The 12,526-nt window shown below is 60.8% G+C and carries 8 protein-coding genes and 2 pseudogenes; 1 reads left to right on the plus strand and 9 read right to left on the minus strand.

Features of this window, described 5'->3' with window-relative positions:
- The first annotated feature begins 68 nt into the window (after nucleotides 1-68).
- Nucleotides 69-521: pseudogene (locus V9K84_RS12855) on the plus strand (chromate resistance protein ChrB domain-containing protein).
- A gap of 471 nt (nucleotides 522-992) precedes the next feature.
- Here V9K84_RS12855 and V9K84_RS12860 read toward each other — a convergent pair.
- From V9K84_RS12860 to V9K84_RS12900, 9 genes and pseudogenes are all read right to left on the minus strand, one after another.
- A pseudogene (locus tag V9K84_RS12860) lies at nucleotides 993-1,148 on the minus strand (MAPEG family protein); the annotation flags it as partial.
- The gene (locus V9K84_RS12865) at nucleotides 1,145-1,885 is read right to left on the minus strand and encodes a DUF599 family protein (protein WP_054915669.1); all 741 of its coding nucleotides are present in this window, start codon (nucleotides 1,883-1,885) and stop codon (nucleotides 1,145-1,147) included. The gene V9K84_RS12865 and the pseudogene V9K84_RS12860, both read right to left, overlap by 4 nt.
- Before the next feature lie 178 nt (nucleotides 1,886-2,063).
- Nucleotides 2,064-3,377 (minus strand): branched-chain amino acid transport system II carrier protein, encoded by a 1,314-nt coding sequence (gene brnQ, locus V9K84_RS12870; RefSeq protein ID WP_088515661.1) that lies wholly within the window; start codon nucleotides 3,375-3,377, stop codon nucleotides 2,064-2,066.
- A gap of 351 nt (nucleotides 3,378-3,728) precedes the next feature.
- Nucleotides 3,729-4,613 carry a succinate--CoA ligase subunit alpha gene (sucD, locus tag V9K84_RS12875; protein WP_038613108.1) on the minus strand — a complete coding sequence of 295 codons (885 nt, stop codon included), beginning with the start codon at nucleotides 4,611-4,613 and terminating at the stop codon, nucleotides 3,729-3,731.
- Nucleotides 4,613-5,779 (minus strand): ADP-forming succinate--CoA ligase subunit beta, encoded by a 1,167-nt coding sequence (gene sucC / locus V9K84_RS12880; protein ID WP_043863134.1) that lies wholly within the window; start codon nucleotides 5,777-5,779, stop codon nucleotides 4,613-4,615. The genes sucD and sucC overlap by 1 nt, the downstream gene beginning before the upstream one ends.
- A gap of 175 nt (nucleotides 5,780-5,954) precedes the next feature.
- The gene (lpdA, locus tag V9K84_RS12885) at nucleotides 5,955-7,391 is read right to left on the minus strand and encodes a dihydrolipoyl dehydrogenase (RefSeq protein WP_043863135.1); all 1,437 of its coding nucleotides are present in this window, start codon (nucleotides 7,389-7,391) and stop codon (nucleotides 5,955-5,957) included.
- Nucleotides 7,392-7,485: 94 nt separating this feature from the next.
- Nucleotides 7,486-8,703 (minus strand): 2-oxoglutarate dehydrogenase complex dihydrolipoyllysine-residue succinyltransferase, encoded by a 1,218-nt coding sequence (odhB, locus tag V9K84_RS12890; RefSeq protein WP_043863136.1) that lies wholly within the window; start codon nucleotides 8,701-8,703, stop codon nucleotides 7,486-7,488.
- Nucleotides 8,704-8,745: 42 nt separating this feature from the next.
- A complete protein-coding gene (locus tag V9K84_RS12895; protein ID WP_043863137.1) occupies nucleotides 8,746-11,577 on the minus strand; it encodes a 2-oxoglutarate dehydrogenase E1 component in 2,832 nt (943 codons plus the stop codon).
- Between the two features lie 244 nt (nucleotides 11,578-11,821).
- Nucleotides 11,822-12,526 (minus strand): succinate dehydrogenase iron-sulfur subunit, encoded by a 705-nt coding sequence (locus tag V9K84_RS12900; RefSeq protein ID WP_043863138.1) that lies wholly within the window; start codon nucleotides 12,524-12,526, stop codon nucleotides 11,822-11,824.

Below are 12,526 nucleotides of genomic sequence, written 5' to 3' on the forward strand. Positions count from 1 at the left end.
ACCAACTGCCGGCCGACATCATCGGCCGGTGTTTCATGACCCATCGCCTGCCGGCGGTGGGGTGTCCAATGAAATGGGTAACGCGTGAACGTCCAAAGATCGATCGGATCGCCTGTCCTTGGCTCATCCAGCGCTTCATCGATACAGTCCCGGTTTTCCGCTACGTCCCCAGCAGCGAGGTCTTGCGCGTGGCAAGTGATGAAGGTGCCACGCTCTATGACATTCTAGGGGTAGACCTGAGCCATGTCGGGCCGTTAAGCAGCTTCGACGCCTTCCTCAAGAAGTACCAGCTCGATGATCCCACTCTGGCCAAGCTCGCCGAAATCGTCCGTGGCGCGGACACGTCCAGGCTGGATCTCACGCCCCAGTCGGCGGGGCTTTACGCCATTTCTTTGGGGCTGTTTCGCTGCTACACGGATGACCACGAAATGCTCAAACATGGCCGGATTCTGTAAGACGCCCTCTTTGCATGGTGCCGTGACTGCCACGGTGAAACGCACACCAGGCCACCGCAGATGTAAGAACTCAGCTTGCCGGGCAATGGAAATTTCTTCTGATGACGTATCGGTGGGGCTGCGTCATGAGCTCGCTGTACTGGCCCTTTGCTTGTTTCGCCGCGCAGCCGAGAATCGCTTCCAACCGGACTGTAAGGCCCGATCTAGGACTGTGTGCTGGCAGAGTGAAGAGGGGGCATGAGACAGACTTAGTACCTGTGAACAGGAGAAGCTCGTACCGATTACCTCTGTGTACAAAGATACCATCATAATTTTTCCGGGGTTTTTGCACGATATATCCTTGTGATTTTTCTTTGGCTGAACCTTTGCTGTGACAACCTTTACTGTTGTGACGACCTTTATTAAACGGAAAAGCCCAAGAATTTTTGAAAGATTATGCTTTGTGACAACCTTTATTCTCTCTTCTCCAGGATCAGCGCCCCCGCTCGGCCGCGGAATCCAAGAGCTTTTGTGACAAAGTTTATTAATCCGTAACACCACCGCCCGGGCGCCCATGCCGGTCAGTTGCGCCTGCTGGCTGCGCGGCAGGTGGTTGTCGTAGCTGCCCTGTTGCTTCATCGCACGCGCCACCGGCACCCGCGCCACATAGATCAGCAGTGCGCTGATCAACACACACCAGAACGGAATACTCATGCGACAGGTTCCTTGTTCGGCTCAGGCAATGGCGCCTCTGTAGGGGTATAGACCATCACGTCGAGCACGTCGGAATGAAACTCGCGGCGGTACAGCACCAGTACTACCCCGGTGCTCATCAGCACCAGCAGCCAGGGGCTGATGAACCAGCTGAGCAAGGCCATGCCGAAATAGTACGAGCGCAGCCCGAAGTTGAACTGGTTGGCCGCCAGCGAGATAACCCGCGCCCCGCGCAGAGCGAAGGCCTTGCGCTCCTGCTCGCTGACCTGACGCTCGCCGATCATCGGTGCCGAGCCCACCAGCACGGCGGCGAAGTTGTACTGGCGCATGCACCAGCTGAAGGTGAAGAAGGCGTACACGAAAACCATCGCCAGGCATAACAGTTTGATTTCGGACATGCCCTGGGATGTCTGCTGTACCAGCGGCAGGTCGGCCAGCAGCGACCAGGCGCGGTCCGAGGCGCCCAGCACGGTGAGGATACCGGCCAGGATGATCAGGGTGCTGGAGGCGAAGAACGATGCGTTGCGCTCCAGATTGCCGATCACGCTGGCGTCGGCGATGCGGTTGTCGCGCAGCAGCATGCGGCGCATCCAGTCCTCGCGGTACAGGTGCATGACGCTGGCCAGGCAGGCGGTATCACGGGCCTTCCAGCTGGCGTAGCGGGTGTAGCCGCCCCAGCAGGCAACGAACCAGCAGGCGGCAAACAGGTTGATCAGGTTGTTCTGGATGAAGCTCATGGCGCTCCCGAAGAAATGGCACAGGATGGTGCATTGTCCGCCTTTCGACGCTGCCAGCGGCAAAAAGACACGTGGCCCCGAGACGAAAAAGCCCCGCATCCGAATGGATGCGGGGCTCTTCAGAGGCTGGCCCGGCAGGCGATCATGGCTTGTGGCCCTCGCCTGCCGCGGCCGGCACTCAGGCGACCGCTTCGCGCGGCTTGCCGAGCATGCGGTCAAGCACCACGGCAACAGCCAGCATCGCCACCGAAGGCACCAGCCAGGCCAGGCCTTGCTCGCTCAGCGGCAGGTGCGCCAGCGACTCCGGCAGCCAGCCAGCGAGGTTGGCGCCCTTGAGCGCGTCGATCATGCCGAACAGCAGCGACACCGCCATGACCGGGGCCATGATGCGGGTCTGGGAGTTCCACAGGTTGCCGCAGAAACTCAGCGCCACCAGCACGATGCAGGGCGGGTAGATTGCCGTCAGCACCGGGATCGAGAACGCGATCAGCTTGGTCAGGCCCAGGTTCGACACCACCAGCGAGAAGCCGGCCAGCAGCACCACCAGCATACGGTACGACAACGGCAGTACCTGGCTGAAGTACTCGGCGCAGGCGCAGGTCAGGCCCACGGCGGTGACCAGGCAGGCCAGCGCGATCAGTACAGCCAGGAAGCCACTGCCCAGCGAACCGAAAGTGTGCTGTACATAGGCATGCAGCACCGCCGCGCCATTGCTCGCACCGGCGGCGATCTCGTGGCTGCCCGCACCCAGGCGGAACAGGCTGATGTACACCAGCGCCAGGCCGACACCGGCAATCAGGCCGGCGATGATGGCATAGCGGGTGATCAGTTGCGGCGAGTCGACGCCACGCGAGCGGATCGCGTTGACGATGACGATACCGAACACCAGCGCGCCCAGGGTATCCATGGTCAGGTAGCCATTGATGAAGCCCTGGGAGAACGGCGCGGCGACATATTCAGGTTGCGCCACCCCCATGGTGCCGGCCGGCAGCATGAACGCGGCGATGCCCAGCGCGGCCAGCGCGATGATCTTCAGCGGGGCCAGGAAGCGCCCGACAGTATCGAGCAGCTTGCCCGGGTACATGGACACGGCCAGCACCACGGCAAAGTACACCAGGCTATAGATGAACAACGCGGTCGGGCTCTCGCCGGTCAGCGGTGCCACACCTACCTCGAAGGACACGGTCGCGGTACGCGGGGTGGCGAACAGCGGGCCTACGGCCAGGTACGCGGCAGCCGCCAGCAGGCCACCGGCCACCTTGCCGATCGGGCTGCTCAGCGCGTCCATGCCGCCACCGACCTTGGCCAGTGCCACCACGGTGATCACGGGCAGGCCCACGGCAGTGACCAGAAAGCCCAGGGCGGCCAACCAGACGTAGGGGCCCGATTGCAGGCCGACGATAGGCGGGAAAATGATGTTGCCTGCGCCCACGAATAACGCGAACGTCATAAAACCAAGCGCCAGGATGTCCTGGCCTTTCAAGACTTTCATTAAGGAAATACCACACTTCTGAAATCGGGATTTAGAGAGGGACTTCCCCTTGGGTGAGGGAAATGCTGCCTGCCCGGATGGAGCAGACCCGTTTAGCGTGTAGCTCCCTTTTGGGGTGCTGGCACAAAATGAGGGCACAGGTTAACGAATCTGGCCGCAAAACGCACTGCCAGAGGGGTGCTTGTCCGATGAGCGAATATGCATGTCGCGTGGATGACCGACTTTTATGCAAGAACGCGCTGTCTGCTTCGCCGGCAAGGCCGGCCCCTACAGGGGGCAGCGTTGTACACCAGAAAGCACAAAGGCCACCCGAGGGTGGCCTTTGCCGAAGCGTGGAAGGTCAGCCGCAGCTTACTTCTTCACTTCCCAACCGGTCAGCTCGGCCAGGGCCTTGCCGATGTCGGCCAGCGAACGCACGGTTTTTACACCGGCGTCCTGCAGGGCTGCGAACTTCTCGTCTGCAGTACCCTTGCCGCCCGAAATGATGGCGCCAGCATGGCCCATGCGCTTGCCCGCTGGGGCAGTCACACCGGCGATGTAGGAAACCACTGGCTTGGTGACGTTTGCCTTGATGTAGGCAGCCGCTTCTTCTTCAGCCGAACCGCCGATCTCGCCGATCATCACGATCGCCTCGGTCTTCGGGTCTTCCTGGAACAGCTTCAGGATGTCGATGAAGTTCGAACCCGGGATCGGGTCGCCACCGATACCGACGCAGGTGGACTGACCGAAACCGGCGTCAGTGGTCTGCTTCACGGCTTCATAGGTCAGGGTGCCGGAACGCGACACGATACCGACCTTGCCTGGCAAGTGGATGTGACCTGGCATGATGCCGATCTTGCACTCGCCCGGGGTGATGACGCCTGGGCAGTTAGGGCCGATCAGGGTAACACCCAGCTCGTCGCACTTGACCTTGGCATCGAGCATGTCCAGGGTAGGAATGCCTTCGGTGATGCACACGATCAGCTTGATGCCGCCGAACGCTGCTTCCAGGATCGAGTCCTTGCAGAAAGGAGCCGGTACGTAGATGACCGACGCGTCGGCGCCGGTAGCAGCTACTGCTTCTTTCACGGTGTTGAACACCGGCAGGCCCAGGTGAGTGGTGCCGCCTTTGCCTGGGGTCACGCCGCCAACCATCTTGGTGCCGTAGGCGATGGCTTGCTCGGAGTGGAAGGTACCCTGCGAGCCGGTGAAGCCCTGGCAGATGACTTTGGTGTCTTTATTGATCAGGACGCTCATTACTTGCCCTCCGCAGCTTTGACAACTTGTTGAGCAGCGTCGGTCAGGCTGGTTGCCGCAATGATGTTCAAACCGCTTTCTGCCAGTACTTTGGCGCCCAGTTCAGCGTTGTTGCCTTCCAGACGAACAACAACCGGCACTTTAACGCCAACTTCTTTCACTGCACCGATGATGCCTTCGGCGATCATGTCGCAACGAACGATGCCGCCGAAGATGTTGACCAGTACGGCCGCGACATTGCTGTCGGACAGGATGATCTTGAACGCTTCGGTCACGCGCTCTTTGGTAGCGCCACCACCTACGTCGAGGAAGTTGGCTGGCTTGCCGCCGTGCAGGTTGACGATGTCCATGGTACCCATGGCCAGGCCGGCACCGTTTACCATGCAGCCGATGTTGCCTTCCAGGGCCACGTAGTTCAGCTCGAAGCTGGCAGCGTGGGCTTCACGAGGATCGTCCTGCGACGGGTCGTGGAAGGTTTTCAGCTTGGGCTGACGGTACATGGCGTTGGCGTCGATGTTGATCTTGGCATCGAGGCAGTGCAGATCGCCGTCGGCCTTGATCACCAGCGGGTTCACTTCCAGCAGTGCCAGGTCGTGCTCTTTGAACAGCTTGGCCAGACCGACGAAGATCTTGGCGAACTGAGCAACCTGCTTGCCTTCCAGACCCAGCTGGAATGCCAGCTCGCGACCCTGGAATGGCTGAGCGCCAACCAGTGGATCGATAGTGGCCTTGATGATTTTTTCCGGAGTGTCGTGAGCGACTTTCTCGATGTCCACGCCACCTTCGGTGGAGGCCATGAACACGATACGACGGCTCGAACGGTCAACGACAGCGCCCAGGTACAGCTCTTTAGCGATATCAGTGCACGATTCAACCAGGATCTTGGTGACTGGCTGACCATTGGCATCGGTCTGGTAGGTAACCAGACGCTTGCCCAACCACTGGGCAGCGAACGCCTTGGCGTCTTCTTTGCTGCGAACCAGCTTTACGCCGCCCGCTTTACCGCGACCACCGGCGTGAACCTGGGCTTTTACAACCCACTCGGTGCCACCGATCTTGTCGCAGGCTTCTGCTGCAGCTTCAGGGGTGTCGACTGCGAAACCCTTGGAAACTGGCAGGCCGTATTCAGCGAACAGCTGCTTACCCTGATACTCGTGAAGATTCATGCTTTTTACCGTCTTCGTTAGGTACTGCGCTTCGGCGCTGCGCTCCTGTGGAGTGCCGCGCCACCTGTGACCGCTTGCCCCCGGTATGCTCCGGGAGTTCGAGTCCGGCGGACTTTCCGCGGTGAGCCATGCACGCAAGACTCACGACGGGCCGTCCGCCGTGGTTTCTTATTGTTTAACGCTTCTTGCGGTTGGCTACGTGGATGGCACCGCCATTCACGGCCAGAGCGGCTTCGTGCAGCGCTTCAGACAAGGTCGGATGGGAGAAGACCATCATGCCCAGGTCTTCGGCGCTGGAGCCGAATTCCATTGCGATTGCACCCTGCTGCACCAGTTCGGCAGCGCTTGGGCCAATGACGTGTACACCCAGAACGCGGTCGGTCTTGGCATCGGCGATGACCTTGACGAAACCACCGGTGTCGTTGGCCGCCATCGCACGGCCGCTGGCCGCGAACGGGAAGGTGCCCACGTTAACCTCAACGCCTTCAGCCTTCAAGGCTTGCTCGGTTTTACCGACCCAGGCCATTTCCGGGTGGGTGTAGATAACCGATGGGATCAGGTCGTAGTTCATCTGGGCCTTGTGGCCCTTGATGCGCTCGACGACCATGATGCCCTCTTCCGAGGCCTTGTGCGCCAGCATCATGCCACGTACCACGTCACCGATGGCGTAGACGCCCGGTACGCTGGTAGCGCAGTAGTCGTCAACGAACACGAAACCGCGCTCGTCGATGGTCACGCCGCTGTCGGCAGCCAGCAGGTCGGTGGTCACAGGGCGACGGCCGACTGCAACGATCAGCCTGTCGAAGGTGATCTTCTGCTCGCCGTTGGCGTCGGTGTAGGTCACTTCGACTTCGTCGCCGTTGACCTTCGAGCCGGTCACGCGAGCGCCCAGCTTGATGTCCAGACCTTGCTTGGTCAGGGTCTTCAGGCCTTCCTTGGCAACAGCGGTGTCGGCTGCCATCAGGAAGGTGTCCAGGGCTTCGAGCACGGTCACCTGGGCACCCAGGCGCGACCATACCGAACCCAGCTCCAGGCCGATGACGCCGGCGCCGATCACGCCCAGGCGTTTTGGCACGGTCTGGAATTCCAGGGCGCCGGTGGAGTCAACGATGACTTTCTGGTCGACCGGAGCCGGCGGAATGTCGATCGGACGCGAACCGGAGGCCAGGATCACGTTCTCGGCTTCGATGATTTCGGTGCTGCCGTCAGGCTTGGTGACTTCGACTTTCTTGCCGGCCAGCAGTTTGCCGTGGCCCTGGATCGAAGTGACGCCGTTGGCCTTGAACAGGGTGGCAACGCCGCCGGTCAGGTTCTTGACGATGCCAGCCTTGCGGCCAACCATCGCAGCCACGTCCATCTTCACTTCGCCAGTGGAGATGCCGTGCACGTTGAAGCTCTCTTTGGCTTCCTTGTACTTCCAGGAGCTGTCCAGCAGCGCCTTGGACGGAATGCAACCCACGTTCAGGCAGGTACCGCCGAGGGCCAGTTTGCCTTCGCCGTCAACGTACTTCTCGATACAGGCAGTGCTCAGGCCGAGCTGGGCAGCCTTGATCGCGGCTACATAGCCGCCAGGACCTGCACCAATCACTACCACGTCGAATTTCTGGGTCATAAAAGATTCCTTTTAGCGTCAAGCGGCAAGCTGCAGGCGGCAAGGCGAACACGCTTCTGCTCGAAGCTTGTCGCTTGCAGCCTGCAGCTGTTTATCAGATGTCCAGCAGCAGACGAGCCGGGTCTTCCAGCAGGTTCTTGATGGTCACCAGGAACGTCACGGCTTCTTTGCCATCGATCAGGCGGTGATCGTAGGACAGTGCCAGGTACATCATCGGACGGATCACGACCTGGCCGTTGACGGCCATCGGACGCTGGATGATGTTGTGCATGCCCAGGATTGCAGCCTGCGGCGGGTTGACGATCGGGGTCGACATCATCGAACCGAAGGTACCACCGTTGGTGATGGTGAAGGTACCGCCGGTCATCTCGTCGATCGACAGTTTGCCGTCACGGGCCTTCTTGCCGAAGGTGGCGATGCCGCCTTCGATTTCGGCCAGGCTCATCTGCTCGGCGTTACGCAGTACCGGTACCACCAGGCCGCGGTCGCTGGACACGGCAACACCGATGTCGGCGTAGCCGTGGTAGACGATGTCGCTGCCGTCGATCGAGGCGTTGACAGCCGGGAAGCGTTTCAGCGCTTCGGTGGCAGCCTTGACGAAGAACGACATGAAGCCCAGGCGCACGCCGTTGTGGGACTTCTCGAACAGGTCCTTGTACTTCGAACGCAGTGCCATGACTTCGGTCATGTCGACTTCGTTGAAGGTGGTCAGCATCGCCATGTTCGACTGTGCTTCGACCAGACGCTTGGCCACGGTGGCACGCACGCGGGTCATCGGCACACGCTTCTCGGTACGGTCGCCAGTGGCGACAACCGGGGCAGCGGCAGCAGCGGCCGGCTTGGCAGCAGCGGCAGCCGGAGCGGCCTTCTTGTTGGCGACGGCAGCGACGACGTCTTCCTTGGTGATGCGACCGCCTTTACCGGTGCCAGCGACGCTGGCCAGGTCGATGGCGTTTTCTTCGGCCAGCTTGCGTGCGGCAGGCGCAGCAATCGGGTCGTCTTCGCCAGCGTCGGCCGCAGCGGCAGCCTGGGCAGGTGCGGCGGCAGCGGCGGCCGGAGCAGCAGCTGGTGCAGCGCCTTCATTGATCGAACCCAGCACTTCGTCGGACAGCACGGTCTCGCCTTCGCCCTTGACGATGTCGCCCAGCACGCCATCGGCGGTGGCCAGCACTTCCAGGACGACCTTGTCGGTCTCGATGTCGACGATCAGCTCGTCACGCTTGACGGCTTCGCCCGGTTTCTTGTGCCAGGTGGCAACGGTGCCATCGGCAACCGATTCCGGGAAAGTAGGGGCTTTGATCTCGATAGCCATTATCAGTGGTTCCTTAAATTCGGTTTCTGGTGCGCGATGGCATTAAACGGTGAAGGCAGCTTGCAGCAGTTTTTCCTGCTGTTCGGCGTGCATCGAAGCGTAACCACAGGCAGGTGCTGCCGAGGCGTCACGACCGGCGTACTCAAGGACCAGGTCCTTGTTGTGACGGCTCAGGATGCGACGCATGTGGTGCTGGCTGCTGTACCACGCGCCCTGGTTCATCGGCTCTTCCTGACACCACACCACGTCCTTCAGACCGGTGTAAGGCGCAAGGATTTCAACCAGATCGTCTTCAGGGAACGGATACAGTTGCTCGATACGCACGATAGCGATGTCTTCACGGCCTTCGGCACGGCGTTTTTCCAGCAGATCGTAGTAGACCTTGCCGCTGCACAACACCAGGCGCGTCACCTTGGCCGGATCGAGGCTGTCGATTTCCGGAATGACGGTCTGGAACGAGCCTTCGGCCAGTTCTTCCAGGGTCGAGATGGCCAGCTTGTGGCGCAGCAGCGACTTGGGTGTCAGCACGATCAGCGGCTTGCGCAGCGGACGGATGACCTGACGACGCAGCAGGTGGTAGATCTGAGCCGGCGTGGTCGGTACGCAGACCTGAACGTTGTGCTCGGCACACAGTTGCAGGTAACGCTCCAGACGCGCCGAGGAGTGCTCAGGCCCCTGCCCTTCATAACCGTGTGGCAGCAGCATGGTCAGACCGCACAGACGGCCCCACTTGTGCTCGCCGCTGGTGATGAACTGGTCGACAACCACCTGGGCACCGTTGGCGAAGTCGCCGAACTGGGCTTCCCAGATCACCAGCGCATTGGGCTGGGTGGTCGAGTAGCCGTATTCGAACGCCAGTACCGCCTCTTCGGACAGGAACGAATCGTACAGGTCGAAACGTGGCTGGCCCGGGAACAGGTTCTGCAGCGGGATATAGGTGCTGGCGTCCTTCTGGTTGTGCAACACCGCATGGCGGTGAGAGAAGGTGCCGCGACCGATATCCTGACCCGTCATGCGGATCGGGTGACCTTCGAAGGCCAGGGTGGCGTACGCCATGGTTTCGGCGTAACCCCAGTTGATCGGCAAGCCACCGGCCTGCATCTTCTGGCGATCTTCGTAGATCTTCGAGACCTGGCGCTGAACCACGAAGCCTTCCGGCAGCTCCAGCAACTTGGCCGAGAGCTCCTGCAGGGTCTTGAGGTCGAAGCGGGTGTCGTGACGCGCGGTCCAGGCGTGGCCCAGGTATGGACGCCAGTCGACGAACAGCTCCTTGTTCGGCTCCTTGACCAGGCTTTTCACAACATGCAGGCCGTTGTCCAGCGCATTGCGGTACTCGTCGACCTTGGCCTGGACGCGCTCGGCATCCAGACGACCGGCCTGGGTCAGCGCATCGGCGTACAGCTCACGGGTGGTGCGCTGCTTGCTAATCTGCTGGTACATCAGCGGCTGGGTGCCGTTCGGCTCGTCGGCCTCGTTGTGGCCGCGACGACGGTAGCAGACCAGGTCGATGACCACGTCACGCTTGAACTGCATGCGGTAGTCGACCGCCAGCTGGGTCACGAACAGCACCGCTTCCGGATCGTCGCCGTTGACGTGCAGGATCGGCGCCTGGATCATCTTGGCGACGTCGGTGCAGTACTCGGTGGAACGCGAGTCCAGCGGGTTGCTGATGGTGAAACCAACCTGGTTGTTGATCACGATGTGCACGGTGCCGCCGGTCTTGAAACCGCGGGTCTGCGACATCTGGAAGGTTTCCATGACCACGCCCTGGCCAGCGAAGGCCGCGTCGCCGTGGATCGAGATCGGCAGTACCTTGTCGCCAACGCTGTCGTTGCGGCGGTCCTGACGGGCACGCACCGAACCTTCCACCACTGGCGAGACGATTTCCAGGTGCGAAGGGTTGAACGCCATGGCCAGGTGAACTTCACCGCCGGCGGTCATCACGTTGGACGAGAAGCCCTGGTGATACTTCACGTCACCGGAACCCAGCTCGACCTTCTTCTTGCCTTCGAACTCGTCGAACAGCTCGCGCGGGTTCTTGCCGAAGGTGTTGACCAGTACGTTCAGGCGACCACGGTGGGCCATGCCGATCACGACTTCCTTGGTACCGTAGGAACCGGAGCGCTGGATCAGCTCGTCCAGCATCGGAATCAGGCTTTCGCCGCCTTCCAGGCCGAAACGTTTGGTGCCCGGGTATTTGGTACCCAGGTATTTCTCCAGGCCTTCTGCCGCGGTAACGCGCTCGAGCAGGTGGCTCTGGATGTCTGCGGAAAATTCAGGACGCCCACGCACGCTCTCCAGACGCTGCTGGAACCAGCTGCGCTGCTCGGAGTCGACGATGTGGGTGAACTCGGCGCCGATGGTGCGGCAATATGTCTGCTGCAACGCCTCGAAGATTTCGCGTAGGCTCGCTTCCTCTTTGCCGATGAACAGGTCGCCGGCACGGAAGGTCGTATCAAGATCGGCATTGGTCAAGCCGTAATGATTGATCGACAGGTCTACTGGCGCAGGGCGCTGCCACAACCCCAGGGGGTCGAGCTTCGCGGCTTGGTGGCCGCGCATACGGTAGGCCTGGATCAGTCGCAGCACTTCAACCTGCTTCTTCTCGTGTTCACTGCTCACGCTACCGGCGGAAACCGGTTGGGCGCGGCGCTGGTTCTTTGCCAGCAGTACGAAATGGTCGCGGATCGTCGAGTGCGATACATCGGTGGCAGTGCTGCCTTCGGCGGGCAACTTCTGAAAGTAAGTGCGCCACTCTTCTGGCACAGCGTTAGGGTCGTGCAGGTAGAGCTCGTAGAGCTCTTCCACATAGGCAGCGTTACCACCTGAAAGGTGGGCGCTGTTCCACATGCGCTGCATCACGCTTTCTTGCATGCTTGGTCACCCTCGGTTAGGGGCCTCGATCGGCAAGAACCACAGCAAGCTGAGTTGAGTCCGTATGCAGCGACTGAACCAAGCCACCGAGAGTTCCGCAGATTTACCGGGTACCAGCCCGGACGCCCCTGCTGGTCTCATATCTTCATAGGTAAAAGCTCGGGCTTTTGGCCTTTGCTCAAGTTGCACCTCGGTGCGGGCAAGGGCCCGCACTTCGGTGTGCTACGGGTACAACACTTTTGAATCAGGTGCCGCTTTGCAGCAGCATGTTACGTACGTGGCCGATTGCCTTGGTCGGGTTCAGACCTTTGGGGCAAACGTTTACGCAGTTCATGATCCCGCGGCAGCGGAATACGCTGAACGGGTCATCCAGGGACGCCAGGCGCTCCTGGGTCTTGGTGTCACGGCTATCGGCCAGGAAGCGATAAGCTTGAAGCAGAGCGGCCGGGCCCAGGAACTTGTCCGGGTTCCACCAGAACGACGGGCAGGAAGTCGAGCAGCAAGCGCACAGGATGCACTCGTACAGACCGTCCAGCTTCTCGCGTTCTTCCGGGGACTGCAGGCGTTCGATCGCCGGCGCCGGGGTATCGTTCTGCAGGAACGGCTTCACCTTCTCGTACTGCTTGTAGAAGATGCTCATATCAACGACCAGGTCACGGATGACCGGCAGGCCGGGCAGCGGACGCACGACCAGCTTGTTCTTCTTCACCACCGCCGACAGCGGGGTGATGCAGGCCAGGCCGTTCTTGCCGTTGATGTTCATGCCATCGGAACCGCACACGCCTTCGCGGCACGAACGACGATAGGAGAAACCTTCGTCCTGTTCCTTGATCAGTGCCAGCACATCCAGAACCATCAGGTCCTTGCCGCCGGTATCGACTTCGAACACCTGGGTCTTAGGTGCCGAGTCGGTGTCGGGGTTGTAGCGATAAACTTCGACTTTCAACAT

Origin of the sequence: Pseudomonas sp. AE27, assembly GCF_037113495.1 — a bacterium.
GTDB classification, from domain to species: domain Bacteria; phylum Pseudomonadota; class Gammaproteobacteria; order Pseudomonadales; family Pseudomonadaceae; genus Aquipseudomonas; species Aquipseudomonas palmensis.

Excerpts from the sequence above, each read along its gene's own strand:
- V9K84_RS12865 (WP_054915669.1), bottom strand. The coding sequence starts at position 1,885 with ATGAGCTTCATCCAGAACAACCTGATCAACCTGTTTGCCGCCTGCTGG.
- brnQ (WP_088515661.1), bottom strand. The coding sequence starts at position 3,377 with ATGAAAGTCTTGAAAGGCCAGGACATCCTGGCGCTTGGTTTTATGACG.
- sucD (WP_038613108.1), bottom strand. The coding sequence starts at position 4,613 with ATGAGCGTCCTGATCAATAAAGACACCAAAGTCATCTGCCAGGGCTTC.
- sucC (WP_043863134.1), bottom strand. The coding sequence starts at position 5,779 with ATGAATCTTCACGAGTATCAGGGTAAGCAGCTGTTCGCTGAATACGGC.
- lpdA (WP_043863135.1), bottom strand. The coding sequence starts at position 7,391 with ATGACCCAGAAATTCGACGTGGTAGTGATTGGTGCAGGTCCTGGCGGC.
- odhB (WP_043863136.1), bottom strand. The coding sequence starts at position 8,703 with ATGGCTATCGAGATCAAAGCCCCTACTTTCCCGGAATCGGTTGCCGAT.
- V9K84_RS12895 (WP_043863137.1), bottom strand. The coding sequence starts at position 11,577 with ATGCAAGAAAGCGTGATGCAGCGCATGTGGAACAGCGCCCACCTTTCA.
- V9K84_RS12900 (WP_043863138.1), bottom strand. The coding sequence starts at position 12,526 with ATGTTGAAAGTCGAAGTTTATCGCTACAACCCCGACACCGACTCGGCA.